This is a genomic window from Paenibacillus sp. Y951 (assembly GCF_056786395.1).
The window spans coordinates 1-25,815 of sequence record NZ_JBXCIY010000004.1 but is presented as its reverse complement, the minus strand read 5'-3'; the positions used below and the strand labels follow the sequence as shown (position 1 = coordinate 25,815).

The following is a 25,815-nucleotide window of genomic DNA, read 5'->3' as shown; positions in this document are numbered from 1 at the left end:
TCTCCACAGTTTTTCACATTGATCAGTCATAAAAATCCTCTATAAATTATTATTTAATGTAATTAAATTTCTCTTATATACATATAATCATTGATTTTTCCATCCCCTTATCCATCAATAGACAAAAAAAGAACCCTTGCATCAGCAAGGGTTAAAGTGACTTGTAACATAAATTCAAAATTGTCAGTGCATCAAAACGGTAAGTCGTCTTCAGAAATATCAATAGGGCGTCCGTCATCCTTGAATGGATCAACATTGGTACTGCGTGGGGCTTGAGCAGGACGATTAGTCGGAGCTCCGCCATCTGCGTTATATCCGCCACCATTATTACTGCTAGAGCCCTCTTCACGAGGACTACTATCACGATTGGATTCCAAGAAGCGAACATTGTCTGCAATTACTTCTGTAACATACACACGCTTGCCCTCATTGTTCTCGTAATTCCGCACTTGAATGCGTCCTTCAACTGCAGTTAAACGACCTTTACGCAAATAGTTTGCGCAAGTTTCCGCTAATTGGCGCCACGTTACCACTGGAATAAAATCCGCTTCACGCTCTCCGCCAGCAGAAGAAAACGGTCTATCAACAGCAATCGTAAATTGAGTAACAGCAACACCTGCTGGGGTATAGCGTAGCTCTGGATCCTTCGTTAATCTTCCGATCAATATCACACGGTTCAACATTTTTTACGACCTCCCAATCGAAACCTTGAGACTTCTTAAGCTACATCTCTTACGATCAACGTACGGATAACTTCATCCGCAATCTTCATTACACGATCAAGCTCGTTAACAATTTCAGCAGTAGCTGTAAATTGTACTAGTACGAAATGACCTTCACGAAGTTTGTTGATTTCATACGCAAGGCGACGCTTTCCGATAACATCGGATTTTGTAACCTCACCACCGTTGGAGATAACTCCATTAAACTTTTCAACAAGAGCTTGGACAGCTTCTTGTTCAACATCCGGACGAATGATGTACATCACTTCATATTTGCGCATTTATTTCACCTCCCTTTGGACTGACGGCCCCATAAATGGAGCAAGGAGCGAGTGTGTACTCGCATCTGCCTAGTATAACAAATATTATAGACAAATACAAGATTATCTATAGGATGTTAAAAAAGCTTGCCAGTGATCATGATGCTGACAGGCAAGCTTTTTAACGTTCATTTTCAGAAGCATGAATAACATTTTAATTTTTCATGTATATTAGACAATCATTATGTACATATTATTATTGACGGTGAAGAGAGGTGTGATTCCATTGGACTTAATAGGTGCAAAGGATAAAAGCTTTTCAACTCGCTAAATGTAGCAAGGGAAGGATTACATTATTGCCCACGCAATAATGGTCATTACAATTAGTGGAATAACCGCTTGGCTTATGCTGAGCTCGTTCTTACTAGCGTAATATGTATCTTTTCTTACAGAAGATGAAGTGTAACATCACTATCATTAGCCGTCACGCTAAGAAAGACCCTATTGCTAAGATTATCTTAGTGGTAGGGTCTTTTTCCCATCTAATGATGGAATAATTCCTTGTGTGCGCGATACAGCTTAAGTTAATGATAGTGCTGGATTCTCACCCAATATTATTGCTACCTCTATTCCACTTATAGCATCTGTATCGGCATAGGTGTAATGGTTATATTGTATTTTCCGTTAATCTAATATTCGCATAACATTTGTTTTATAATCCATAACTTTAACCTTACTCTGTCTTACCCTGTCTTACAACTTTGCGCATATTTTTCTCGAATTTAGCACGAGGGATCAGAATGCTATGTCCACATCCTACGCATTTCATCCGGATATCCATCCCCATGCGGATAACTTCCATTTCACTTGATCCACAGGGATGTACTTTTTTCATTAGAACGATATCCCCAAGTTCAAATTGCTTTCGCTCCATTACAATCCCTCCCTCTATTCAATTTACAATTTGCATATGTGTTAGATTTTCTGCACATTGTTTCGCAATTCACATAATATAATGCAAGTAGTTACCATTATTCGCCGACGAATATTAATCAATCAATCTGTAATCATGCTCAGCCTTTTCAAATATACCTCTAACTTCTACATTTTCTTGCATAATAATTTGCTGAACTGTATTCAGATCTTCTAACGGAAAATGAATAGAAAGTGCGCAACCGGCCGTAATTTCCTTCGGTGTGGGGCAAATATCGATTTCAATATCTGCGTATTCTAGTAACATTTCCGCCCGTAATGCTTGCTGTGTAGAATCAAAAGCGATTAATAATAGATTACTTTCTACCATGATGCCGATAATCCCCTTTCATGATTCTCTACTACAAGTATAAATCCTTTATTTTCTCTACATACTAGTATTATATAATTTGTTTCAAGAAAGGAAACTTACAAGAAACAATGTCTAATCACTCAGCAGTAAAAATATCGCATAAGTCCCCTTTAGTGCGTAGTGCACTGCAACAAGAGTTGCTTACTCTATTACAATACGCATCCCCCGGGCAAGAGATTGTAATTGTATGTATTGGAACGGATCGTTCAACGGGTGATTGTTTGGGTCCTTTAGTCGGCACCCATCTAGCTAAATATCGATCTACACTTATGCAGGTGTATGGCTCAATAGCTGAACCTGTGCATGCACTTAACCTCACGCAAACGATGGATACGATTCAAAAAAGCTACCGTAATCCCTTCATTATCGGAATTGATGCCTGCCTAGGTCAAGCATCAAGTGTAGGCTTTATTCAAGTAAATCTAGGTCCAGTCAGGCCCGGCGCAGGTGTTAATAAAGAGCTACCGCCTGTTGGTAATATGCATATTACCGGTGTAGTGAATGTTGGTGGATTTATGGAGTATTTCGTGTTGCAAAATACTCGACTTCATCTTGTTATGTCGATGGCAGACATTATTGCACAATGTTTATATCATTCTATTGCAAAACGTTCTCGCAATAGTTCCGAAGTTGAACAACAATTTAATTTGTCTGAGTTCAACTTGTAAATTATTTTGCTGTATTAATAACTTCTTGTTCTTCAGGTGTTAATGAGTATTGAGAAGTCCCCTTCTCCACTGGCTTGCCATAAATATAGGCGCCATCACGACTATGAATACTTGTTAACACTATTCCGTCTTTCTGATCATTCGTAATAGCTACAGAAAAACTCAAATCACTACCTGTATTAGAAAATGCATTGTAACGCTTAATCGCTATATTACTCTTTTGTTGTGGAATTCTAGCCTCAACATTGGCAATACGATGTGCTGCTTGCTCTAGTTCAGCATTTTGTAGTTTTTGTTCTTCCTTCAATGACGTAATAACGCCCTCAAGATTTTCTACGCCTGCGCCTTCCATCACATTAACATATGACTTTCTTAGTTTTTTCAGCTTACCACCAAGATTCAGCATCATTATCCATTGGATAAGTACCATAGCTATAAGAACAATTACAATTAACCCAACATTCTCCGTCAACCAATCCACTACATTTCGCTCCCCTATGCTTCATATATGCATGTTCTATATTTCTAAATGTGCAAGTTCGCTTGTCAGTTCCCAACAATGAAACAACCCCCAGCAACGTGTACGGTACAAGTACACAAGCGAGCATCTGCCCGAAGCCTCCAATAAAAGTTCATAACACTCGCTTGTCAGTTCCTAACAATGAAACAACACCCAGTAACGTGTACGGTACGAGTACACAAGCGGCCAAATGCCCGAAGCTTCAAATAAAAGTTCAAAAAGTGGGCTTTCGCAAGCCGAGCAGTTGAGACGCTACTTGAGAAAGGCGGAAGCGCAAGTGTACGTGTTTGGTACACGCGAACCGTACTTTCCAAGTTCGTTTCAAATGCGATGCCGAATAACCTACGTCAGCATCCCCATCGTTATCAAAGCCCGCTTTTTGAACTACCTCTAGCCGTATTGTGCTATTATTTCTGCAATGGCACCGATAAACACGTCTACCTGTTCCTTCGTTGTACCATATCCGATACTCGCTCGTACTGCTCCTCGTTCAGTTGTACCTGCAACTTGATGTGCAGTTGGCGTACAATGAAAACCTGCACGAACAGCGATATTATAATGTTGATCTAGAATGAATGACAACTCTGAAGGGTCAATATGTGGGATATTAAATGCAACAATTGCCGTTCGTGGCTCACCAAGTTGTGGACCTAAGCACTGTACGCCTTCAATCTCCTGTAATCCCTTTAACAATTGCTGTGCTAGCTCCCATTCTTGTGCATAGATTTGCTCTACTCCTATCGCAAGAACATGCTTAACACCTTCTGTTAGCCCAGCTATACCCGCAGTGTTTTGCGTACCAGCTTCATACCGATCAGGACGCACTAGCGGCTGATAAGCAGCCTCTGATTGACTACCCGTTCCACCATGCAGAAGCGGTTGCAAATCGATGTCAGGCGCGATATAAAGCCCACCTGTCCCTTGTGGACCTAATAACCCCTTATGGCCAGGAAATGCTAACATATCAATCCCCATAACCTCTACATCGATGGGGATTATCCCTGCACTTTGTGCGCCATCAACTAAAACTTTTGCTCCTTGCTTATGGGCAATTTCACTAATTTCCTCTAATGGCATTATTGTACCAAGCAAGTTCGAGCTATGATTAACGACAATCAATGTCGTATTTTCTTTGAAGCTTTGTTTCAAATGGGTCATATCGATATGACCCTCTTCATCCGCATCGATATATGTAACTTCTACATCATGATTTTCTTCTAATTCATAGAGTGGTCTTCTTACTGAATTATGCTCTACAGATGTTGCGATGACATGGTCACCGCTTTTTACAAAACCTTTAATAGCCATATTTAGCGCCATCGTCGTATTATAAGTAAACGCAATATCATTCGGATTTTTAATGCCAAACAACTTTGCAAGTTGTTTTCTCCCGTTAAACAGTACTCGGCTAGCACGTACTGCCATCGCATGACTTCCACGACCTGGATTTGCACTATCATGAACTAAAGCATGTGTTACAGCTTGGATGACTGCTTCAGGCTTTGGCCAAGATGTTGCTGCATGGTCAAAATACATATATTGTTGTTGCTCTGACAATCCGTATCCCTCCAGTAAACATAATAATGGCATATCTAAGTTTAATCCTTTATACAAAAGATTACAACTTAGATATGCCATCTTATACGACCCTATTCACCGTTAATTATTGGATTTGTAGCATTTCCAATATACGCTCCAAATCTTGCTTACTATAGTACTCTAGTTCAATTTTACCTTTGTTTTTAGCTTGCTTAATTTTCACGCCTGTTTGGAACTTTTCACGTAATTCTGCCTCAATACTAATAATGAACGGATCCTTCTTCTTAACTTTTTCTTTTTTAGCAGGAATCGTTTTTTTATCATTCATTCCACTTATTGCATCTTCTAGTTCACGAACACTCCAATTACTCTCCACTACTTGCTCAGCTAAGTCTAGTTGGATGTTCTGATCCTTCACACCTACAATTGCTCTTGCATGTCCCATTGACATTGTTCCACGTGAAACATAATCCTTTATACTTTCAGGTAATGCTAGCAAACGCACAAAGTTCGCGATATGAGAACGGGATTTACCAACCTTCAATGATAGCTCTTCTTGCGTTAATTTAAATTTATCCATTAACGCCTCGTATGCTACCGCTGTTTCAATAGCATTCAGATCTTCACGCTGTAGATTTTCAATCAAAGCAATCTCCATTACTTTAGCATCATCCAAGTCGCGAACTACAGCCGGTATTTTATCATTTCCGCATAACTGCGAAGCACGAAAACGTCGTTCACCTGCTACAATTTCAAATCCACGTAATACACGACGAACAATAATCGGTTGTATGACACCTTGTTCTTTTATCGATTCAGCAAGTTCTTTTATCGTTTCATCATCAAATGTTTTCCGAGGCTGATACGGATTCGGTCTTATATCTGTAAGGTTAAGACGAAGCACCTCTTCACTTTCAACAGGTTGAAACAATGCATCTAGCCCTTTACCTAGAGACTTTTTCATAAGATATCACTTCCTTAGCCAATTCAAGATAAACCTCAGCACCTTTGGACTTGGGATCATACGAAATAATCGCTTGTCCATGCGATGGAGCTTCACTTAAACGCACATTTCTTGGAATAATAGTTTGATAAACCTTCTGTTGAAAATACTTTTTCACTTCTTCTATAACTTGAAGTCCAAGATTCGTCCTTGCATCTAGCATCGTTAACAATACACCTTCAATTTGTAATGATGTATTCAAATGTTTCTGAACTAGACGAACGGTATTTAACAACTGGCTTAATCCTTCCAGTGCATAATATTCACATTGAATAGGAATAAGCACAGAATCAGCAGCCGTTAAAGAATTTATGGTTAAAATACCAAGCGAAGGCGGGCAATCAATCATCACATAATCATATTGATCTTTAACTGCCGTAATAGCTTTTTTCAATCGTTGTTCGCGCGAAATTGTAGGAACAAGTTCAATTTCAGCACCAGCAAGCTGAATCGTTGCAGGTATAATATCAAGACCAGGAACAGCTGTTGCAAGAATCGTTTCCTTCGGGTTTACTTCATTAATTAGCACATCGTATATACAGTTAGCAACGTCACCTTTGTTAATACCTAGACCACTCGTTGTATTCCCTTGCGGATCAATATCAATCAACAACACTTTTTTACCAAGCGATGCAAGACAAGCTGATAAGTTGACTGAAGTCGTCGTTTTCCCTACTCCACCCTTTTGATTTGCTATCGCGATAATTTTAGACATTTCTCTCACCTCATGTGTGATACTATTGAAGAAACAGCATTACCACCTCCATTGAGAGGTGGCAGCGTTTTCTTTATTATATTTCAAGTTTATTTTGAATTTTTCGGAATTTTAATAATAATTTCATAATGATCTTCATGATCCTGTTCCTTCGTATTAATCTCAAGACCAGAACCTGATACCATCTCAATCGATTGGCGAATCGTATTAAGTGCCAAACGCACATCTTTAGTAAATGAAATCCGTTTTGCTTTTTTCGGTTTCGTCAATTCTTTCAGAAACGCAATGCGTAGTTCCGTTTGTTTTACATTCAGTTCATTTTTGTTAATATCTTGAAGAACCTTCAATTGCAGCTCTTCACTATCAAGTGACAACAATGCTCTAGCATGTCTTTCAGTAATTTGACGCTCCATTAATGATTGTTTCACGACTTCAGGCAATCCTAGCAATCGTAGCTTATTTGCAATCGTAGATTGACTCTTACCCAACCGTTGAGCTAAGCTTTCCTGCGTTAACGTATGCAGTTCAATCAAGCGCTGATATGCAACCGCTTCTTCAATAGCGGTCAAGTTTTCACGTTGCAAATTTTCAATCAAAGCAATGGATGCCGTTTGAGAATCATTGAATTCTCGAATAATTGCCGGAATCGATTCCTGACCTAATTTCGTGACTGCTCTCCATCTACGTTCTCCAGCAATAATTTCGTACTTATCATTTCTAACTCGCACGACAATCGGTTGAATAACACCATGAGTCCGAATCGTTTGACATAACTCATCAATCCGTTCATCATCAAAAATAGTCCTTGGTTGAAAAGGGCTGCTTACAATTTCAGTAACCGGAATTAATTTTACATCTTCATGGCTAGATTTCTGTTCATTAAATCCGAACAATTTCGAAATTTGATCTTTCATATTGACTATAACCACCCAATCATGTGATGAAAACCAACTATAGTAATCTTACAACTCTATAGAAGATACTAATAGGTCAATAACCCGCACATATTAAAATTCAATCAATAATATTTTGAACGCATACTCATTATAGAATAATTCGACTATCTCTCACTAGAATCCTGCTATTTCTACAAATTATCTATGAAATAAAAATAGCAACTAACGATTGTGCTGTTAGTTGCTATTATACACTGTAAGTGCTAACGATGAATACACTAGAATTGTTTCACGTGAAACATTCAATTAAATTAATGGTTCCTTCAATGGTGTACCCGCTTTACGTGGATACTTCTGTGGCGTCGGATGCATCTTCTGAATGCAAACGATATGACGCTCTGAGCGTTCGTTAGGGAGCTGTAGCTCATGCTCCTGAATCAATATGCCCTTTAGTTCTCTAAGACTCAATTTCGCCTCTTGAAGCTCTGCTGATAGGCTCGCACCCTTCATACTAGCAAACACGCCTCCTGTTGCGACGAACGGTAAGCAAAACTCGTTAAGTACAGCTAGTCGAGCAACAGCTCTAGCGGTAACTAACTCATACGAATCACGATATTGTGGCAGTCTCGCAATATCCTCCGCACGGCCATGAACACATTGAACATCTTGCAGCCCCAACTGCTCCACAAGATGTTTCAGGAAGCCAATTCGCTTATTCAATGAATCTACTATTAATACTTGCAGATGTGGAAATACAATTTTTAAGGGAATACTTGGAAACCCAGCGCCCGAACCAATATCCGCAATATTACGTTTGCTATTCATATCTACATAGAAAGCAAGTGAAATCGAATCATAAAAATGCTTCTCGTATACAGCATCACGTTCCGTAATGCCTGTTAAGTTCATCTTCTCATTCCATTCCACTAATAGCTCATAATATCGTTCTAGCTGAGTGAGTTGTTGCTCATTCAATGAAATCTGGTGAGATTGTAATTGCTCTGTAAACCATTGTATTGTCTGATCCATTATGATCCTTTCGCTGCTGTTACTCGGTTATAATGCTCCAAGTAAATAAGCATCACTGAAATATCTGCTGGTGTTACCCCACCAATTCGCGTAGCTTGCCCAATGGATAATGGACGTATCTTTTCAAGATTCGCTTTCGCTTCATTCGAAATACCATTAATTTCTCGATATACAATGGTATCTGGAATGAGTTTACGCTCCATTTTGGCCATACGCTCAACTTGATGAAGCTGCTTATCAATATATCCAGCATATTTAATTTGAATTTCAACTTGCTCCTTCATTTCCTCCGTCAGTTCATACGGTGAAGGTGATATTTTTTCTAGATGACTATACAATATTTCCGGACGACGAAGTAGGAGAATAATACTACCCCCGTGAATTAACTCCGCTGATCCCGCTTCATCCAAAACATCCTTTACATCACTTGGTTTTATTTTGGTCTCAGATAACCGCTCAATTTCTTTCTCAACCATTTCTTTCTTACTAATAAATTTCGCATAACGCTCATCACTGATTAATCCAATTTCATGACCAAGCGGCGTTAAGCGTAGGTCTGCATTGTCGTGTCTTAGCAGTAGACGATATTCTGCGCGCGAAGTTAATAATCGGTAAGGTTCATTCGTTCCTTTTGTAACAAGGTCATCCAGCATTACACCGATATATCCTTGTGAACGTTGGATAACGATAGCTTCCTTACCTTGTACTCTACGAGCCGCATTAATACCTGCAACGATTCCTTGCGCAGCTGCTTCTTCATAGCCAGAAGTACCATTAATTTGACCCGCTGTAAATAAATTAGCAATTTTCTTCGTTTCAAGCGTTGGCCATAATTGAGTTGGTACAACCGCATCATATTCAATAGCATAACCGTTACGCATCACCTGTGCATTTTCAAGCCCTGGTACAGAACGAACCATTTGCAATTGAATCTCTTCAGGCATACTCGTTGAAAGTCCTTGAATATAATATTCGTGTGTATTACGACCTTCTGGCTCTAAGAAAATTTGGTGTTTAGGTTTATCTGCAAAACGCACAATTTTATCTTCGATAGAAGGGCAATACGTTGGTCCTGCTCCTTCTATTGCACCCGAATACATAGGGGCACGATGAATATTATCATTAATAATTTTATGGGTTTCCTCAGATGTGTACGTTAACCAACAAGGAAGCTGTTCAATATTAGATTCTGTCGTTTCATGGGAAAAGAACTTGGGATTATCATCCCCAGGTTGAATGACTGTTTTAGAAAAATCAATCGTTTCACCATTTACACGTGGAGGTGTACCCGTTTTAAAGCGAATTAATTCTAAACCATTCTCCTTTAAAGAATGAGCAAGCTTGACGGACGGCTGTTGATTGTTAGGTCCACTTTCATACATCAGTTCGCCCATAATGATTTTGCCACGCAAATACGTACCCGTCGTAATAATAACCGTCTGAGCGCGATACTGGGCACCTGTTTGCGAAATAACCCCTACACATACGCCATCCTCGATCATTAAATCCTCAACCATACCTTGACGTAACGTCAGGTTTGGTGTTGTTTCTATTGTTTTTTTCATCTCATGCTGATATAAAAACTTGTCAAGCTGTGCACGCAAGGCATGAACAGCAGGACCTTTACCAGTATTAAGCATTCTAAGTTGAATATATGTTTTGTCGATATTTCGGCCCATTTCACCACCAAGAGCATCTATTTCACGAACAACATGCCCTTTAGCAGGTCCTCCAATTGATGGATTGCATGGCATGAACGCCACCATATCCAAATTAATCGTTAGCAATAACGTATTACAACCCATACGCGCTGAAGCAAGTGCCGACTCACAACCTGCATGACCAGCTCCAACGACAATAACATCATATTCTTTCGCTTGATAACCCACTATTTCAACCTCCTTACTTACCTAAACAGAATTGGGAAAAAATTTGATCAATTAAGGAGTCTCCGGCTTCATCACCTAAGATTTCACCTAAAGCTTCCCATGCTAATCGTGCATCTATTTGAATCACATCAATCGGTATTCCCATATACGTTGCTTCAATCGCATCCTGCATGGACTGCCTCGATTTCTTCAATAAGGAAATATGACGAACGTTACTAACATACGTAAGATCATTCGCTTCAAGCTTGCCTTCAAAGAACATGCCACTGATGGCAGCTTCAAGTTGATCTAATCCTTCTTGCTTTATCATAGACATTTTAACAAGAGAACCACTATGAAGGAAAGGCATAACTTCATCCAATTGTAATTGTTGCTCCAAATCAGTCTTATTCACAATAACGATAACAGAACGTCCTGCTAATGAAGATAGCAACTCCTTGTCTTCCGCCTGCAACGGTTCGTTACCGCTCAGCATGAACAGAATCAGATCTGCCTCAACAATTGCATCGCGTGAACGCTCTACTCCGATCTTCTCAACGACATCATTCGTCTCACGAATGCCTGCTGTATCTAATAAGCGCAATGGAATCCCATTAAGTGTAACATATTGTTCGATAACATCGCGCGTTGTGCCGGGAATATCGGTTACAATTGCTCGATTTTCTTGCGTCAATGTATTCATAAGTGAAGATTTCCCAACATTGGGTCTACCAACAATCGCTGTAAGTATACCTTCACGTAATATTTTACCTTCACTAGCTGTCTTTAATAATTTATCAATATCAACGATCGTTTTCTCACATTGTTCTCTTATATAGTTACTTGTCATCGCTTCGACATCATGCTCTGGATAATCGATGTTTACTTCAATATGCGCCAACAATTCTATTACATTTTGACGCAAATCTTTGATCTTGTGCGAAAGTACGCCTTCGGCTTGCTTACGAGCAACTGCAAATGCACGATCTGATTTCGAACGGATTAGATCAATGACCGCTTCAGCCTGCATCAAATCGATCCGACCGTTAAGAAAAGCACGCTTAGTAAATTCACCTGGTTCGGCGATACGAATATCTTCTTGTTGCAGTAGCAAATCCATTACACGCGCAACTGCGATAACACCGCCATGGGCATTAATCTCAACAACGTCCTCAGCTGTGAATGAACGAGGACCTCTCATTATTGAGATTAACACTTCCTCTTCCTGCTCACCTGTTGCGGGATCGACAATATGTCCATAATGAATCGTATGTGACTGTGCCTCAGTTAATGGTTGCTTTGATGAAAATATATGATTTACGCCTGCAATTGCTTGTGGTCCACTTACACGAATAATAGCTATCCCGCCTTCTCCGACAGCGGTAGCAATTGCTGCAATAGTATCTTGTTCAATCATTAGTTACACCTCTCATAAACGGAAAACAGCAATGACCTCTTGGAGTCATTGCTGCACCTCTATTCTATCTTACCTATATACTTACGAGCAGATCATTTCAAAGCGATGACAATGCGACGATTTGGCTCGTCCCCTTTGCTGAAAGTTCTAACTTTCGCATGGCCTTGAAGATGTGAATGAATAATTTTTCGTTCATGCGATACCATTGGTTCGAGAACAATTTCTTTTCTCGTACGAATAACAGTACCTGCCAATCGATCAGAAAGACTTTCTAGTCTCTTGCGACGACCTTCTCGAAAATTCTGTGCATCTAAAACGATTCTAATGTGGTTATCCGAATAACGATTCGCTACAATAGTGACCAGATATTGCAATGCATCCAACGTTTGTCCACGTTTTCCGATTATCATACCGACGTCCCCATCACAAGCAATAGAAAGTAGTTTTCCATCTTTCGATTGTTGCCAAGTCAATTGAACATCAAGTCCCATCGCTTTCGCAACATCTCGAATAAAGATTTCCGCTTCTTCTTTAGAATCTGGAATTAATTCAAGCTCGACTTTAGCTTCCTTTGAACCAATCAATCCTAAAAAGCCTCTTGAAGGTTGTTCAACGATAACAACTTTCACACGATCTTCTGTAACTTGCATTTGCGCTAAACCGTTTTTCACCGCATCGTCTATCGTCTTGCCTGATGCAAGAATTTTTGTCATTTCGCAAGAACCTCCTTCTTACCATTCCCGTTCTTGTCATTCCCCTTACGGGCTGGAAGTACATATAAGAAGTAATTTTGAACAATTGTATAACAGTTACTGAATACCCAATATAATGGTAGTGCCATTGGGAAAGACAATGACATTACGAAAATCATAACCGGGAAGACAGCTAGCAAAATAGACATGCCTGGCATTTGCTGTTGCTGTGTTTTTTGCATCATCTTCGTTTGAATAAATGTTGTTAATGCTGCTAATAGCGGCAAGAAGTACCATGGGCTTGGCTCATTCAAAGACAAACCAAACAATGCCGTCTCACGAAGTTCCGGATTCCAATAGATCGAATTATACAAAGCAATAAAGATTGGCATTTGCACGATCAGCGGCAAACAACCCGCCAATGGATTAACTCCGTTAATTTGGTACAATTTCATCATTTCCTCTTGTTGCTTTTGAGGATTGTCTTTGTACTTAGTTTTTAATTCCGCTAATTGTGGCTGTAACGCCTGCATTGCTTTGGAGCTACGATACTGCTTTAATGTTAATGGTAAAATTATTGTACGCACAATAATAGTAAGTAACAAAATTGCAAGCACATAACTACCGCCAAACCATTTTGCGAAAGCATCCAAGGTTAAAGCGAAGTAATAAACAACATTCTTCTCCCAAAAATTACCGTGAACCAAGTCCTCAGTAGTTTTCGTATTATCAACCTCAGGCATACAACCTGATAGTAAGCTTATCGAAAGCAATAAACCTACAATTAAAATCCATTTCCGATTGTTACGAAACAAGATGAAATCTCCTCTCTGAGAGCTAGTACATTTACCTCAAATTAGACTATACCATAATTTATTCCACAAATAAATACGAGTTAACTATAATGGAAATGCAATATTGGGCAAGTTTATGTCCAAATGAAGAAAGCTTCAACTTTTCTTTGATATCGTAGTACGTTTTGGGGAATTAGGCTTGCTGTTTTTAAGCAATCCACCTTTACGTAGCACATGGTGGATTGACCGATCAAGCTCGGAATAGGACATGCTAACGGCTGGCTTTCTTACTATTATAATGAAATCAACATTTTGAGCAATTTCTTGCTCCCTATGACGAACAATTTCCTTAATAATACGCCTCATGCGATTACGAATAACAGCATTACCTATTTTCTTACTTGCAGATATCCCTAGCCGGAATGGTTCTGCTATAGGCTGCCGCGACCAATATACAACGAATTGACCATTAGCAAATGATTTTCCTCCACGATATACGCGACCGAAATCCTCACGATTACGTAGACGCAACTTTCTGCGCATCTTCCATCGCCACCGTTTCTCTAAATTCCAATATCAGTATTTCCAATTTTTCTGCAATTCAGCATACAAAAGCATAAAAAAAAGACCACCTAATTGTGGTCTTTTGAATTATGCGCTTAGCACTTTTCTTCCTCTTTGACGACGAGTAGCCAAAATTTTACGACCATTTTTACTGCTCATACGTTTACGGAAACCATGTACTTTAGCACGTTTGCTTACATTCGGTTTAAATGTAGGACCCATTATGCTGCACCTCCTATGAGATTCTTATTCAAACGTAGTGATCTCCTAGAAGATATACGTCCAATAGTTATCAAAAAATACGCTTTTACTATTAAACCATGTCACGACATAAAAGTCAATAAAATGACGACAGGTAACCGTTTCCTATTCTGATTTTCTAGTGAATAGCTTTCGTTACTATTGTGGATAACTAAGTAGTGTAATCTATTTAATGTTTTTAACAACCTGTGGATACTAAATTTAGCGTTTTGCGATAACTGTCGAACTTTACACATGTTACAAACAATATCTTGTGTTGTAGATAAGTTTTATACACAACCTATTGACATTGTGGATAATTTACTTAAATTCGTTGAAATACCGCACATCTTTTGCTATGATAGATATGTTTTCGTTGTGGATTGTTTAAAAGTTAATCAATGTTATTAACAGCCTGTGGATAATATTGTGTACAACATATTCCATTCTTAATAACTCCTATTGTAGAAATTCTGCATATTGTGGACAACTTTCTCTTTTATAATGTCAATTTCGACATAAACCCAATCTATTCCTAAATTCGCATTTTTATTGATAAGGAGTGACAAGCTGTGGATAGCCATACTCAAGATTTATGGCAGCAAGTATTGTCAATCATCCAAACGAAGCTTAGTAAACCAAGTTATGACACATGGTTTAAGGCCACTAAAGCTAACTTTATTGATGATTCATTACTAGAAATTATCGCACCAACAACATTTGCTGCCGAATGGTTAGAAAACAAATATACAAATTTAATAAAAAGTACTCTTTATGACTATTTAGGACAAAATATCAGTATAAAATATTCAATTGGTGAACCTAAATCAGCAGAACAATCCGTTGTTTTTCCATCTAGACAGCCTACACCAATCGTTTTGGCTGAACAAACACTACCTAATATGTTAAATCCGAAATATACATTCGATTCATTCGTTATTGGGACAAACAACCGTTTTGCGCATGCAGCTTCACTAGCAGTAGCTGAAGCTCCAGCAAAAGCCTACAATCCATTATTTTTATATGGTGGCGTAGGGTTAGGCAAAACCCATTTAATGCATGCGATCGGTCATTACATTATGGAACACAATCCCAATACGCGGGTGCTCTACATTTCCTCAGAAAAATTCACCAATGAATTCATTAACGCGATTCGCGATAGTCAAGGTGAAAGTTTCCGCACAAAATACCGTAATATCGACGTTCTATTAATCGATGATATTCAATTTATTGCTGGAAAAGAACAAACTCAAGAGGAGTTTTTCCATACATTTAATGCATTGCATGAAGAACGTAAGCAAATTATTATTTCCAGTGACCGACCGCCCAAAGAAATTCCAACTTTGGAAGAACGACTGCGCTCGCGCTTTGAATGGGGACTTATTACCGACATTCAACCGCCAGATCTGGAAACGCGCATTGCGATTCTTCGCAAAAAGGCACGCGCTGAAAATCTAGACATTCCGAATGAAGCAATGAACTATATTGCTAATCAGATTGATACGAACATTCGTGAACTAGAAGGTGCACTCATTCGCGTTGTCGCTTATTCATCGCTAATTAATGCAGATATTACATCGCATCTTGCAGCTGAGGCCTTGAAAGATATTATTCCTTCTTCTCGTCCTAGGATGATTACAATGAACGATATTCAAGCTAAAGTTGGCGAATTTTACGGTCTACGGATGGAAGATTTCAAAGCTCGTAAAAGAACAAAGGCTATCGCATTTCCAAGACAAATTGCGATGTACCTCTCTCGTGAGCTAACTGATTATTCTTTACCTAAGATTGGAGAAGCTTTCGGAGGACGAGATCATACGACAGTTATCCATGCACATGAGAAGATTACACAGCTTATAAAAGTTGATCAAGAGCTATATAAAATTATTCAAAACCTTACTGAAAAAATCAAAAATTAACTGTGAACAACTGAACAAGCCTATGCACAAGATATGCACATGTGGATAGGCTTGTTTTATCCGCATTACAAGGGGTTATCCACATATTCAGTGCCCCTACTGCTACTACTACTAATATTTTAAATAAATATCATCTATATAAAACGCCGAAATGAGGACTTTTCAAATGAAATTAACCATTGCCAAAACTGAATTAAATCAAGCCATTCAAAACGTAGCAAAAGCAATTGCAGCAAGACCAACCATACCCATTCTAGGTGGTATTAAAATCGACGTTACACATCAAGCGGTCACATTAACAGCAAGTGATACTGATATTTCTATTCAAAGTTATATCCCCGTAGAACAAAACGGACAAATTATCGCTGAAATTGAAAAACCAGGTAGTGTCGTATTACCTGCAAAGTTTGTCGTAGAAATCGTCAAAAAGCTACCTTCAGAGCAAGTATCTATCGAGGTATCTAATCAATATCAAACGTTGATTAGATCTGGTTCAACTGAAATTCAAATGGTTGGTCTTGATCCTGAAGATTTCCCAGTTCTACCGAATATCGAACAAAACTATGTATTACAGGTGCCCGGTGATCTAATTAAGTCAATGATTAGACAAACGGTTCTCGCTGCTTCAACAAGTGAACAAACACCTATTCTTACAGGGGTTCTATGGAATTTATTCCAAGGAGAATTGAAATTTATTGCAACAGATCGTCATCGTCTAGCTAGTCGTAAAACAACGGTTAATGCTGGTGAAGATTATAAATTCGGCAACATCGTTATCGCTGCAAAAACATTAAATGAGCTTTCTAAGCTTATTCCTGATAACAATACTAATATTGATATTGTCGTTGCAGATAACCAAGTGTTATTCAAGTTAGATCATATTATGTTCTATACTCGTATTTTGGATGGTATATATCCTGATACATCCAAAATCATTCCATCTGTTTTTGAAACTGAAATCGTATTGAATACAAAAAACTTAGCGGATGCGATGGATCGTGCATATCTAATGTCACGCGAAGAAAAAACAAATATTGTTCGGCTAACGACAATTGATAATGGTATGATAGAGGTTTCTTCAAGTTCAACTGAACTAGGACGTGTTATTGAACAAATTGAGGCTATTGATTATAAAGGCGAAGCATTACGTATTGCCTTTAACTCAAAATATATGCTGGATGTATTAAAAGTTATTGATAGTGAGAAGATTGTGATCGGGTTTACTGGTGCGATGCGTCCAATCATTATTCGTCCACTCGATCATGATTACAGCATTTACGTTATATTGCCTTACCGTACAACAGGCTAAGAAAAGTATGTGCTTACGAAGTACTTTTCATTGCAAGGAAGCTTTAGCAAGAAGTTATGAAAAGTTTAAGGAGTGAATAAGATGACAGAAGTACAGATATCCACAGAATATATTGCCTTAGGACCATTTTTGAAGCTGTCTGATTGTATATCCACAGGTGGACAAGCTAAATTTTTCTTACTTGAGACAAAAGTGTTGATAAATGGTGAAGTGGATCAACGCAGAGGACGTAAAATTTACGTTGGGGATAAAGTAGAGGTTGAAGGACACGGTAAATTTGTTATAGTAGGTTCATAGGGATAAGGTAGTCCAGGAGGTTAAAAGGTGCTACTAAACAGTATTAAGTTACAAAATTATCGTAATTATGAATCTTTAGATTTGGCAACACCGCATATGGTAAATGTGTTTCTTGGGCCCAATGCACAAGGGAAAACGAATTTACTAGAAGCAATATTCGTGCTTGCCTTGTCTAAATCACATCGTACAACGAAGGACAAAGAACTGATTGGCTGGAATGAAGAGTCAGCTCATATAACCGGTCAAGTTGATAAAAAATACGGGTCAGTTAAGCTTGAATTAAGCTACAGTCATAAAGGCAAGAAGGCAAAGTTGAATGGGCTTGAACAACGGAAACTAAGTGATTATGTTGGCGCTTTGAATGTTGTGATGTTTGCACCTGAAGATCTTGAAATAGTGAAGGGAACGCCAGGGGTACGGAGACGATTTCTCGATATGGAAATCGGTCAAGTACAGCCTGGCTATCTGTATTGGCTTCAGCAATATCATAAAGTGCTACAGCAGCGTAATAATATATTGAAAAATGGTAATGCCCGTTCTGATCTGACTATGCTGGAAGTGTGGAACATACAGCTAGCACAGTTAGGTGTTAAAATTATGATTAAAAGGCAACACTTTATTAATAAGCTACAAATTTATGCACAGCAAATTCATGCAGAAATTACGAATGACAAAGAAGAGCTTCTGTTAGAATATCGTCCTTCGTTTGATTGCGATGCTTCCGGAGATGAAACTATGTTATTTGATCAATTTATGGTAAAGTTAACACAGGTCAAAGAACAGGAATTTCGGAGAGGTGTAACCTTAGTTGGACCTCATCGCGATGATATCGGATTTTATATTAACGACAAAGAAGCTCAAACATTCGGTTCACAAGGACAGCAGCGGACAACTGCGTTATCTATAAAGCTTGCAGAACTCGAACTTATCCATGAGGAAATCGGTGAATACCCGATATTACTTTTGGATGATGTGTTGTCTGAACTCGATCGTAATCGGCAAACACAGCTAATAGAAACCTTCCAAAGCAAAGTGCAAACATTCATAACAACTACTGGACTTGAGAGTATTGATATGGAGAAGCTGCAAGATGCGGGTATTTATTATGTGCAAGAAGGCAAAGTGAGTTTATCTCCGTGAATGAGGTGAAAGCCATCCATGTATATTCATGTAGGTGGAGAAAAAATTGTGAGAACATCTGAAGTAGTAGCTATTTTCGATATTACGATCGAAAGTTCATCCAAGCTTTCTAAGCAGTTTGTGATGGGTGCTCGTAATCGTAAGGAAGTCGAAGTCATTGGTGAAGAAGAAGCGAAAAGCATCGTTGTCACATCGAATAAAGTTATTTATTCTCCGATTTCATCGTCTACTTTGAAGAAAAGAGCTCACCATTTTGCAGCGTTATAATATAGAAAAACAATAGATTTAAGATGCATTAGCAGTTGAGAGGAGCAGTGAACGTACATGTCTTTGGAACAAAATTCGTATGACGAGAGCCAGATACAAGTATTAGAGGGGCTAGAAGCAGTTCGTAAGCGTCCTGGTATGTATATTGGTTCTACAAGCGGAAAAGGTTTACATCATCTAGTGTGGGAAGCCGTTGATAACAGTATCGATGAAGCATTAGCAGGTTACTGTACGCAAATTGAAGTTATCATCCACGCTGATAATAGTATTACCGTAAATGATAATGGGCGTGGTATTCCCGTTGGTATGAATACTAAACTCCAAAAGTCTACGCTTGAGGTCGTTATGACGGTACTCCATGCGGGTGGTAAATTTGGCGGAGAAGGCTACAAAGTTTCTGGTGGTCTGCATGGTGTTGGTATTTCCGTTGTAAATGCCCTATCTGAGCATGTGAAGGTTCAAGTAAAGCGTGACGGACATATCTATCAACAAGAATATAAGCGTGGTGCCGCGCAATATGATATTAAAGTTGTTGGTGACACAGATGAGACGGGTACGACGGTTACGTTTAGACCAGACCGTGAAATATTTACAGAAACGGTTGAGTTCGAATATGAAGTACTACAAACTCGTATTCGTGAGCTAGCATTTTTGAATAAAGGTATTCGTTTGGTGCTTAAAGATGAACGTAATGACCAAGAGGAAGAATTTTACTATGAGGGCGGTATTATAGAGTTTGTTAAATATTTAAGTCGCCATCGTGAAGTTATTCATGAAGAACCAATTTATGTTGAAGGTAATCGCGATAATATTCATGTTGAAGTTTCATTGCAATACAATGCCAGCTACTCTGAATATATCTATTCCTTTGCTAACAATATTAATACGCATGAGGGCGGTACTCATGAGTCTGGCTTTAAGTCAGCTCTAACAAGAATCGTTAACGATTACGCTCGTAAAAATAATATGTTAAAAGAGAATGATACTAACTTCACTGGAGACGATGTTCGTGAAGGATTAATAGCGATTATTTCTGTTAAAATTCCGGAACCTCAGTTTGAAGGTCAAACAAAAACGAAACTAGGTAATAGTGAAGTTCGTGGTATTGTAGAATCTCTATTCTCTGAGAAGCTCCAAGATTTTTTGAATGAATATCCGAGTGTAGCGAAAAAAGTTATTGAAAAAGGTTTACAAGCAGCAAGAGCTAGAGAAGCAGCTCGTAAAGCTAGAGAATTAACTAGACGTAAAAGCGTACTAGAAGTTGGTTCATTACCTGGTAAACTAGCCGATTGTTCTTCAAAGGATGCTTCAATTAGTGAATTGTATATCGTAGAGGGTGACTCTGCAGGTGGTTCTGCCAAACAAGGTCGTGATCGTCACTTCCAAGCTATTTTGCCATTGCGAGGTAAAATTTTGAACGTAGAAAAGGCTCGTCTTGATCGTATTCTAGGAAATGCTGAGATCAGAGCAATGATTACAGCTTTGGGTGCTGGCATTGGCGATGATTTCGATATTGAAAAGGCTAGATATCATAAAGTGATCATTATGACGGATGCCGATGTCGATGGTGCACATATACGTACATTGCTATTAACATTTTTCTATCGCTATTTGCGTCAAGTTGTTGAAGCAGGATTTATCTATATTGCACAACCCCCTCTATTCAAGATCGAACGTGGTAAAACTGTACGTTACGCATTAACCGAGCAAGAAAGAGATGTTATTTTAGAAGAATTCGGTGAAGGTGTAAAAATCAACATTCAACGTTATAAAGGTCTTGGTGAGATGGATGCCATTCAATTATGGGAAACGACGATGGATCCAGAAAGTCGAGCAATGCTTCAAGTTACAATTAAAGATGCAATGGAAGCAGATGCAATATTTGATACACTGATGGGTGATCATGTCGAGCCTCGTAGAGAATTTATAGAAGAAAATGCGAAATACGTAAACAATTTAGATTTCTAACATTCAAAGATGTTATTCAAATTATAGAGTTAATCTGAATAGCATCTTTTTTGTGCAATACAATAGATTTCCATCAAGACACTCACCACAATAAATGGTATAATAAAGTTTGTTATTTCAATTAAAACTATTGTTATCCGGCAGGATACTTATAGATTATGAACGTCATTCAATTTCGATCTTCCTGTTTGCTATCGTTGAATATTGGGGATTATATGAATAAGATTTATATGACGTCAAGGAGGTAAAGCATGGCTGAGGAACAAAGATCGTCAATTGTGAATCGTGATATTGGTACGGAGATGCGTGAATCATTTTTAGATTATGCAATGAGCATTATCGTAAGCCGCGCATTGCCTGATGTAAGAGATGGACTTAAGCCCGTTCATCGCCGTATTTTATATGCGATGGCAGATCTAGGCATGTCGCCTGATAAACCTTTCAAAAAATCAGCTAGAATCGTTGGTGAAGTAATCGGTAAGTATCACCCTCATGGTGATACAGCTGTATATGAATCAATGGTTCGTATGGCACAGGACTTCTCCATGCGTTATATGCTCGTTGAAGGCCATGGTAACTTTGGATCTGTCGATGGAGATATGGCTGCAGCCATGCGTTATACAGAGGCTAGATTATCAAAAATAGCAATGGAACTATTGCGTGATCTTAATAAGGATACCGTTGATTTCATAGATAACTATGATGGTGAAGAAAGAGAACCTGTCGTACTTCCAGCAAGATTCCCTAACTTGCTTGTAAATGGGGTAACTGGTATCGCAGTAGGTATGGCAACGAATATTCCACCTCATAACCTTATAGAAGTTATTAATGGTGCTCAAGCGCTTATTCGTAATCCTGAATTAACACCGCTTGATTTGATGGAATATATTAAAGGCCCTGACTTCCCTACCGCAGGGTTTGTTATGGGGCGCGCAGGTATACGTCAAGCTTATCTAACAGGTCGTGGATCTGTTACGATGCGAGCTCGTGCTGAAATAGAAGAAAACAATGGTAAATCTCGTATTATTGTTAATGAGATACCTTATCAAGTGAACAAAGCTCGTCTAATTGAAAAAATTGCTGAACTTGTTCGTGAGAAAAAGATAGAAGGAATTACGGATTTACGAGATGAATCAGATCGTAATGGTATGAGAATCGTTATTGAGCTTCGTCGTGATGTTAATCCGAGCGTAACACTTAATAACTTGTACAAGCATACTCAGTTACAATCTAACTTTGGTTTTAATATGCTTGCTCTTGTTAACGGTGAACCTAAGACATTAAATCTTCATGATATGCTTTATCATTACTTACAGCATCAAATCGAAGTTATTCGTCGCCGTACACAATTCGAATTGAAAAAAGCTGAAGCTAGAGCTCATATACTAGAAGGTTTACGCATAGCATTAGATAATTTAGACGAAGTTATCAAATTAATTAGAGCTTCTCAAACGGCCGATGAGGCACGTGAAGGCTTAATCTCTAGATTCTCCTTAACGATTGAACAAGCGCAAGCAATTTTGGATATGCGCTTACAGCGTCTAACAGGACTAGAGCGTGACAAGATTGAAGCTGAATACGAAGAACTTCAACGCAAAATTGCTGAGTTTAAAGCTATTTTAGCTGACGAACAGCTAGTGTTAGATATCATTTATGAAGAGTTAGAAGAAATTAAAACTCGCTTCGGTGATGAAAGACGCACTGAAATTACAGCTAGTGATGAGGAAATATTGGATGAAGACTTAATTCCTAGAGAAGATGTGCTTATTTCAATTACTCATTCAGGCTATATTAAACGTTTACCGGTAACTACATATCGTAGTCAGAAGCGTGGTGGTCGTGGTGTTGTTGGGATGGATACGAAAGAAAATGACTTCGTAGAGCATTTATTCGTAACCAATTCGCATCATTACTTACTGTTCTTCACGAACAAAGGTAAAGTTTATAAGATGAAAGCTTATGAGATCCCAGATCTAAGCCGTACAGCTAGAGGAACACCAATTATTAATCTTATTCAGATTGAACAAGGTGAAACTATTAATGCTGTTATTCCAGTAGTTGAATTCAACGATGAGCAATATCTATTCTTTGCAACGAGACTTGGTGTTGTTAAGAAAACGCCGCTGAGCGATTATGTAAATATTCGTAAAGTTGGATTGATAGCTATATCTCTTCGTGAAGACGATGATCTAATAGGAGTTAAGCTTACGGATGGCAATCAGAATGTAATGCTAGGAACAAGTTATGGTATGTCAATCCGCTTCCATGAAAAAGATGTTCGTTCTATGGGACGTTCGGCAACAGGTGTTAAAGGTATTCAATTAGTAAAAGAAGATAAAGTTATTGATATGGATATTATTGTTCCAGATCGTGAAATTCTTGTTGTTACTTCTAATGGATATGGTAAACGTACACCTGAAAGTGAATACCGTCCGCAAAATCGTGGTGGTATCGGTATTAAAACAATTAATCAAACGGATGAACGTGGTTTAGTTGTCGCATTGAAGGTAGTCGACGATTCAGAGGATCTAATGATCATTACAGCTTCTGGTACGCTTATTCGTACAAGTATGGACGGTATCAAGTCTATGAAGCGTGATACAATGGGCGTTAAGCTTATTAATACACGTGACGAGGATACAGTAGCAACGGTAGCTCGTGTAGATAAGACAGAAGATGAAGAATTTGATGAAAATGATGAGACTGGTATTAATAGTGAAGATTCGGACACAACAGCGGAAGTTTCAGATGAATCTACAGATACCCAATCATAATACAGATCTATAACTAGAAAGGAAGAGGACCCATGGCATCTATCAAAATTAATCAGCTTAAGACGGGTGATAAATTGATCGAAGATGTCCTCACTCCACTAGGAAGTACTTTATTTGTTAAAGATAGAGTAATCTCAGAACGAGATTTGGATATTTTAGCAGCCTTTATGGTTAGTAAAGTTCAGATTTCAGTGAATACGGCTGAGGAACCAGTTAAGAAGAAAGACGTAGTCGAGGGCAAAGCTGGAGCTAAAGTTATAGCTCCAGTAAGTCCATTTATTAAAGAGTACGATAGAATGGTCGAGATGCTCCGTAATGTTCCACATCTCATCTTAGCCAATCAGCCAATTCCGCTTATGGATATTCGCAACCAATTAGGTAATATCTTTGAGCATATTCGCGAATATAATCTGATTACATTTGCACCAGCATATAGTAACAATATTGATTATATGATGCACAAAAGCGTATTAACTTCACTAACCTCATATTTATTGGCTCAATGGGTAGGATTTCCACAAAAGGATTGGATGCAAATTGCATTAGCTGGCCTTTTGATAGATATCGGTAATGTAAAAATTGATATAAGTATTCTATCTAAGTCAGGTAAGCTAACTAATTCTGAAAAGGATGATATGAAGAAGCATACGATTATTGGCTATCAACTTCTTCGTAACATTACAGCATTGAATGAGGGAGTTAAGTTAGCTGCCTTGCAGCATCATGAGCGTGTGGATGGTTCTGGATATCCGAATGGTTTTGATGGGGCGCAGTTACATCCATATTCTAAAATCGTTGCAGTAGCTGATATATATCATGCTATGACGCTTAACAAAGCATATCGTGAGCCAATCTCGCCATACTTAGTTATGGACCAAATCCAAAGTGATGCATTTGGTAAATTAGATCCTGTATATGTTCGTATCTTTATTGAGAAGGTCGCAAAGTTCAATACAGGAACAAAAGTAAAACTAAGTGATAATCGGATTGGCGAGATTGTATTTTTCGAAAGAGACTATCCAACAAGACCGTGGGTATCTATTAATAATGATATTGTGAACTTAACAGTTAAAAGAAATCTATATATATTAGAAGTATTAAAATAGAAAAAACCTCAACATCTAGCGTTGTTTAATGAACAACAACTAGATGTTGAGGTTTTTATTTATTCGACAAAAAACTATAATAATTATCGACAAAAAGCTTGCAATAGCTTTACGTTCTATGGTATATTATTTCTTGTCGCCGCGAGAGATTGCGAGACACACGAAGAAAACAAGACGAGCTTCAAACTTACATAATGTAATGAGAAACTCACTTGAATTTCTAACACGAAGATAACATGAACGCAAGTTCATTGCATACCTTCCTTGAAGAATTTCCGAGCACAAGCTCATCGAAAAACTTCTTTGATCTTTGAAAACTGAACAACGAGTAAGAACTGCCATTAACAATTTCACCCCGTGAAATTGTTAATAACAAGCGAAACAAATTGAGCAAGTCAAACACCTTAATGGAGAGTTTGATCCTGGCTCAGGACGAACGCTGGCGGCGTGCCTAATACATGCAAGTCGAGCGGAGTTTGGAAGAAGCTTGCTTCTTTCAAACTCAGCGGCGGACGGGTGAGTAACACGTGGGTAACCTGCCTACAAGCCTGGGATAACATTCGGAAACGGATGCTAATACCGGATACGCGTTTTGATCGCATGATCGAAACGGGAAAGACGGAGCAATCTGTCACTTGTAGATGGACCCGCGGCGCATTAGCTAGTTGGTGAGGTAATGGCTCACCAAGGCGACGATGCGTAGCCGACCTGAGAGGGTGATCGGCCACACTGGGACTGAGACACGGCCCAGACTCCTACGGGA

The 25,815-nt window shown here is 38.7% G+C and carries 25 protein-coding genes and 1 rRNA gene; 10 read left to right on the top strand and 16 right to left on the bottom strand.

Translation table 11 applies throughout. The features are described 5' to 3' along the window. Nucleotides 1-191 precede the first annotated feature (191 nt). The 4 genes from ssb to AC1TPB_RS06885 all read right to left on the bottom strand — a co-directional run bounded on the left by ssb (nt 192) and on the right by AC1TPB_RS06885 (nt 2,285). The gene (gene ssb / locus AC1TPB_RS06900; protein ID WP_482063947.1) at nt 192-683 is read right to left on the bottom strand and encodes a single-stranded DNA-binding protein; all 492 of its coding nucleotides are present in this window, start codon (nt 681-683) and stop codon (nt 192-194) included. Between the two features lie 35 nt (nt 684-718). Beyond that, entirely contained in the window at nt 719-1,003 is a 285-nt protein-coding gene (gene rpsF, locus AC1TPB_RS06895; protein WP_482063948.1) for a 30S ribosomal protein S6, read from the bottom strand. A 712-nt stretch (nt 1,004-1,715) separates the two neighbouring features. Continuing rightward, entirely contained in the window at nt 1,716-1,916 is a 201-nt protein-coding gene (locus AC1TPB_RS06890; RefSeq protein WP_482063950.1) for a DUF951 domain-containing protein, read from the bottom strand. 114 nt (nt 1,917-2,030) lie between these two features. Beyond that, nucleotides 2,031-2,285 (bottom strand): putative Se/S carrier protein, encoded by a 255-nt coding sequence (locus tag AC1TPB_RS06885; protein ID WP_482063951.1) that lies wholly within the window; start codon nt 2,283-2,285, stop codon nt 2,031-2,033. Nucleotides 2,286-2,395: 110 nt separating this feature from the next. On the opposite strand from AC1TPB_RS06885, the gene yyaC reads away from it, so the two are divergent. Further along, a complete protein-coding gene (gene yyaC / locus AC1TPB_RS06880; RefSeq protein WP_482075814.1) occupies nt 2,396-2,995 on the top strand; it encodes a spore protease YyaC in 600 nt (199 codons plus the stop codon). 1 nt (nt 2,996) lies between these two features. On the opposite strand, the gene AC1TPB_RS06875 is transcribed toward yyaC, so the two are convergent. From AC1TPB_RS06875 to rpmH, 12 genes are all read right to left on the bottom strand, one after another. Next, complete coding sequence (locus tag AC1TPB_RS06875; protein WP_482063953.1) at nt 2,997-3,476, bottom strand: DUF4446 family protein; 480 nt, start codon at nt 3,474-3,476, stop codon at nt 2,997-2,999. Between the two features lie 429 nt (nt 3,477-3,905). Continuing rightward, nucleotides 3,906-5,051: an aminotransferase class V-fold PLP-dependent enzyme gene (locus AC1TPB_RS06870; RefSeq protein WP_482076070.1), complete on the bottom strand. Its 1,146-nt coding sequence runs from the start codon at nt 5,049-5,051 to the stop codon at nt 3,906-3,908. 127 nt (nt 5,052-5,178) lie between these two features. Then, complete coding sequence (locus AC1TPB_RS06865; RefSeq protein ID WP_482075813.1) at nt 5,179-6,018, bottom strand: ParB/RepB/Spo0J family partition protein; 840 nt, start codon at nt 6,016-6,018, stop codon at nt 5,179-5,181. Beyond that, complete coding sequence (locus AC1TPB_RS06860) at nt 5,999-6,772, bottom strand: ParA family protein (RefSeq protein WP_482075812.1); 774 nt, start codon at nt 6,770-6,772, stop codon at nt 5,999-6,001. The genes AC1TPB_RS06865 and AC1TPB_RS06860 overlap by 20 nt, the downstream gene beginning before the upstream one ends. Before the next feature lie 89 nt (nt 6,773-6,861). Further along, entirely contained in the window at nt 6,862-7,686 is an 825-nt protein-coding gene (gene noc / locus AC1TPB_RS06855) for a nucleoid occlusion protein (protein WP_482075811.1), read from the bottom strand. Between the two features lie 288 nt (nt 7,687-7,974). Next, on the bottom strand, nt 7,975-8,697 hold the full coding sequence (rsmG, locus tag AC1TPB_RS06850; RefSeq protein ID WP_482075810.1) for a 16S rRNA (guanine(527)-N(7))-methyltransferase RsmG: 723 nt from the start codon (nt 8,695-8,697) through the stop codon (nt 7,975-7,977). After that, on the bottom strand, nt 8,697-10,586 hold the full coding sequence (gene mnmG / locus AC1TPB_RS06845) for a tRNA uridine-5-carboxymethylaminomethyl(34) synthesis enzyme MnmG (RefSeq protein WP_482075809.1): 1,890 nt from the start codon (nt 10,584-10,586) through the stop codon (nt 8,697-8,699). Before mnmG ends, rsmG begins: the two co-directional genes overlap by 1 nt. Nucleotides 10,587-10,599: 13 nt before the next feature. Then, nucleotides 10,600-11,979, bottom strand: coding sequence for a tRNA uridine-5-carboxymethylaminomethyl(34) synthesis GTPase MnmE (mnmE, locus tag AC1TPB_RS06840; protein ID WP_482076069.1), 1,380 nt, complete (start codon nt 11,977-11,979; stop codon nt 10,600-10,602). 95 nt (nt 11,980-12,074) lie between these two features. Continuing rightward, nucleotides 12,075-12,695, bottom strand: coding sequence for an RNA-binding cell elongation regulator Jag/EloR (gene jag / locus AC1TPB_RS06835; protein WP_482075808.1), 621 nt, complete (start codon nt 12,693-12,695; stop codon nt 12,075-12,077). Beyond that, entirely contained in the window at nt 12,692-13,492 is an 801-nt protein-coding gene (locus tag AC1TPB_RS06830) for a YidC/Oxa1 family membrane protein insertase (protein ID WP_482063988.1), read from the bottom strand. Before AC1TPB_RS06830 ends, jag begins: the two co-directional genes overlap by 4 nt. 132 nt (nt 13,493-13,624) lie before the next feature. Continuing rightward, nucleotides 13,625-14,011, bottom strand: a complete 387-nt coding sequence (gene rnpA, locus AC1TPB_RS06825) for a ribonuclease P protein component (protein WP_482075807.1) — start codon at nt 14,009-14,011, stop codon at nt 13,625-13,627. A gap of 108 nt (nt 14,012-14,119) precedes the next feature. Beyond that, on the bottom strand, nt 14,120-14,254 hold the full coding sequence (gene rpmH / locus AC1TPB_RS06820) for a 50S ribosomal protein L34 (RefSeq protein WP_482063961.1): 135 nt from the start codon (nt 14,252-14,254) through the stop codon (nt 14,120-14,122). Between the two features lie 590 nt (nt 14,255-14,844). On the opposite strand from rpmH, the gene dnaA reads away from it, so the two are divergent. The 9 genes from dnaA to AC1TPB_RS06775 all read left to right on the top strand — a co-directional run. After that, complete coding sequence (gene dnaA / locus AC1TPB_RS06815) at nt 14,845-16,191, top strand: chromosomal replication initiator protein DnaA (RefSeq protein WP_482075806.1); 1,347 nt, start codon at nt 14,845-14,847, stop codon at nt 16,189-16,191. A 166-nt stretch (nt 16,192-16,357) separates the two neighbouring features. Then, nucleotides 16,358-17,500, top strand: a complete 1,143-nt coding sequence (dnaN, locus tag AC1TPB_RS06810) for a DNA polymerase III subunit beta (protein WP_482075805.1) — start codon at nt 16,358-16,360, stop codon at nt 17,498-17,500. A gap of 81 nt (nt 17,501-17,581) precedes the next feature. Beyond that, nucleotides 17,582-17,797: a S4 domain-containing protein YaaA gene (yaaA, locus tag AC1TPB_RS06805; RefSeq protein ID WP_482075804.1), complete on the top strand. Its 216-nt coding sequence runs from the start codon at nt 17,582-17,584 to the stop codon at nt 17,795-17,797. 27 nt (nt 17,798-17,824) lie between these two features. Continuing rightward, the gene (gene recF / locus AC1TPB_RS06800) at nt 17,825-18,937 is read left to right on the top strand and encodes a DNA replication/repair protein RecF (protein WP_482075803.1); all 1,113 of its coding nucleotides are present in this window, start codon (nt 17,825-17,827) and stop codon (nt 18,935-18,937) included. Between the two features lie 18 nt (nt 18,938-18,955). Beyond that, nucleotides 18,956-19,204, top strand: a complete 249-nt coding sequence (gene remB, locus AC1TPB_RS06795) for an extracellular matrix regulator RemB (protein WP_482063966.1) — start codon at nt 18,956-18,958, stop codon at nt 19,202-19,204. Nucleotides 19,205-19,261: 57 nt separating this feature from the next. Further along, nucleotides 19,262-21,172 (top strand): DNA topoisomerase (ATP-hydrolyzing) subunit B, encoded by a 1,911-nt coding sequence (gyrB, locus tag AC1TPB_RS06790; RefSeq protein WP_482075802.1) that lies wholly within the window; start codon nt 19,262-19,264, stop codon nt 21,170-21,172. Nucleotides 21,173-21,423: 251 nt separating this feature from the next. Continuing rightward, nucleotides 21,424-23,946 carry a DNA gyrase subunit A gene (gyrA, locus tag AC1TPB_RS06785; protein ID WP_482075801.1) on the top strand — a complete coding sequence of 841 codons (2,523 nt, stop codon included), beginning with the start codon at nt 21,424-21,426 and terminating at the stop codon, nt 23,944-23,946. Between the two features lie 32 nt (nt 23,947-23,978). Continuing rightward, on the top strand, nt 23,979-25,052 hold the full coding sequence (locus tag AC1TPB_RS06780; RefSeq protein ID WP_482075800.1) for an HD-GYP domain-containing protein: 1,074 nt from the start codon (nt 23,979-23,981) through the stop codon (nt 25,050-25,052). 404 nt (nt 25,053-25,456) lie between these two features. After that, nucleotides 25,457-25,815, top strand: a 16S ribosomal RNA gene (locus AC1TPB_RS06775); the annotation flags it as partial.

Coding starts and splice junctions, on each gene's coding strand:
- rpmH (WP_482063961.1), bottom strand. CDS start 14,254: ATGGGTCCTACATTTAAACCGAATGTAAGCAAACGTGCTAAAGTACAT.
- AC1TPB_RS06780 (WP_482075800.1), top strand. CDS start 23,979: ATGGCATCTATCAAAATTAATCAGCTTAAGACGGGTGATAAATTGATC.
- yyaC (WP_482075814.1), top strand. CDS start 2,396: ATGTCTAATCACTCAGCAGTAAAAATATCGCATAAGTCCCCTTTAGTG.
- ssb (WP_482063947.1), bottom strand. CDS start 683: ATGTTGAACCGTGTGATATTGATCGGAAGATTAACGAAGGATCCAGAG.
- remB (WP_482063966.1), top strand. CDS start 18,956: ATGTATATTCATGTAGGTGGAGAAAAAATTGTGAGAACATCTGAAGTA.
- dnaN (WP_482075805.1), top strand. CDS start 16,358: ATGAAATTAACCATTGCCAAAACTGAATTAAATCAAGCCATTCAAAAC.
- gyrB (WP_482075802.1), top strand. CDS start 19,262: ATGTCTTTGGAACAAAATTCGTATGACGAGAGCCAGATACAAGTATTA.
- gyrA (WP_482075801.1), top strand. CDS start 21,424: ATGGCTGAGGAACAAAGATCGTCAATTGTGAATCGTGATATTGGTACG.
- noc (WP_482075811.1), bottom strand. CDS start 7,686: ATGAAAGATCAAATTTCGAAATTGTTCGGATTTAATGAACAGAAATCT.
- AC1TPB_RS06870 (WP_482076070.1), bottom strand. CDS start 5,051: ATGTATTTTGACCATGCAGCAACATCTTGGCCAAAGCCTGAAGCAGTC.
- rpsF (WP_482063948.1), bottom strand. CDS start 1,003: ATGCGCAAATATGAAGTGATGTACATCATTCGTCCGGATGTTGAACAA.
- AC1TPB_RS06890 (WP_482063950.1), bottom strand. CDS start 1,916: ATGGAGCGAAAGCAATTTGAACTTGGGGATATCGTTCTAATGAAAAAA.
- rnpA (WP_482075807.1), bottom strand. CDS start 14,011: ATGCGCAGAAAGTTGCGTCTACGTAATCGTGAGGATTTCGGTCGCGTA.
- AC1TPB_RS06865 (WP_482075813.1), bottom strand. CDS start 6,018: ATGAAAAAGTCTCTAGGTAAAGGGCTAGATGCATTGTTTCAACCTGTT.
- rsmG (WP_482075810.1), bottom strand. CDS start 8,697: ATGGATCAGACAATACAATGGTTTACAGAGCAATTACAATCTCACCAG.
- AC1TPB_RS06885 (WP_482063951.1), bottom strand. CDS start 2,285: ATGGTAGAAAGTAATCTATTATTAATCGCTTTTGATTCTACACAGCAA.
- AC1TPB_RS06860 (WP_482075812.1), bottom strand. CDS start 6,772: ATGTCTAAAATTATCGCGATAGCAAATCAAAAGGGTGGAGTAGGGAAA.
- jag (WP_482075808.1), bottom strand. CDS start 12,695: ATGACAAAAATTCTTGCATCAGGCAAGACGATAGACGATGCGGTGAAA.
- yaaA (WP_482075804.1), top strand. CDS start 17,582: ATGACAGAAGTACAGATATCCACAGAATATATTGCCTTAGGACCATTT.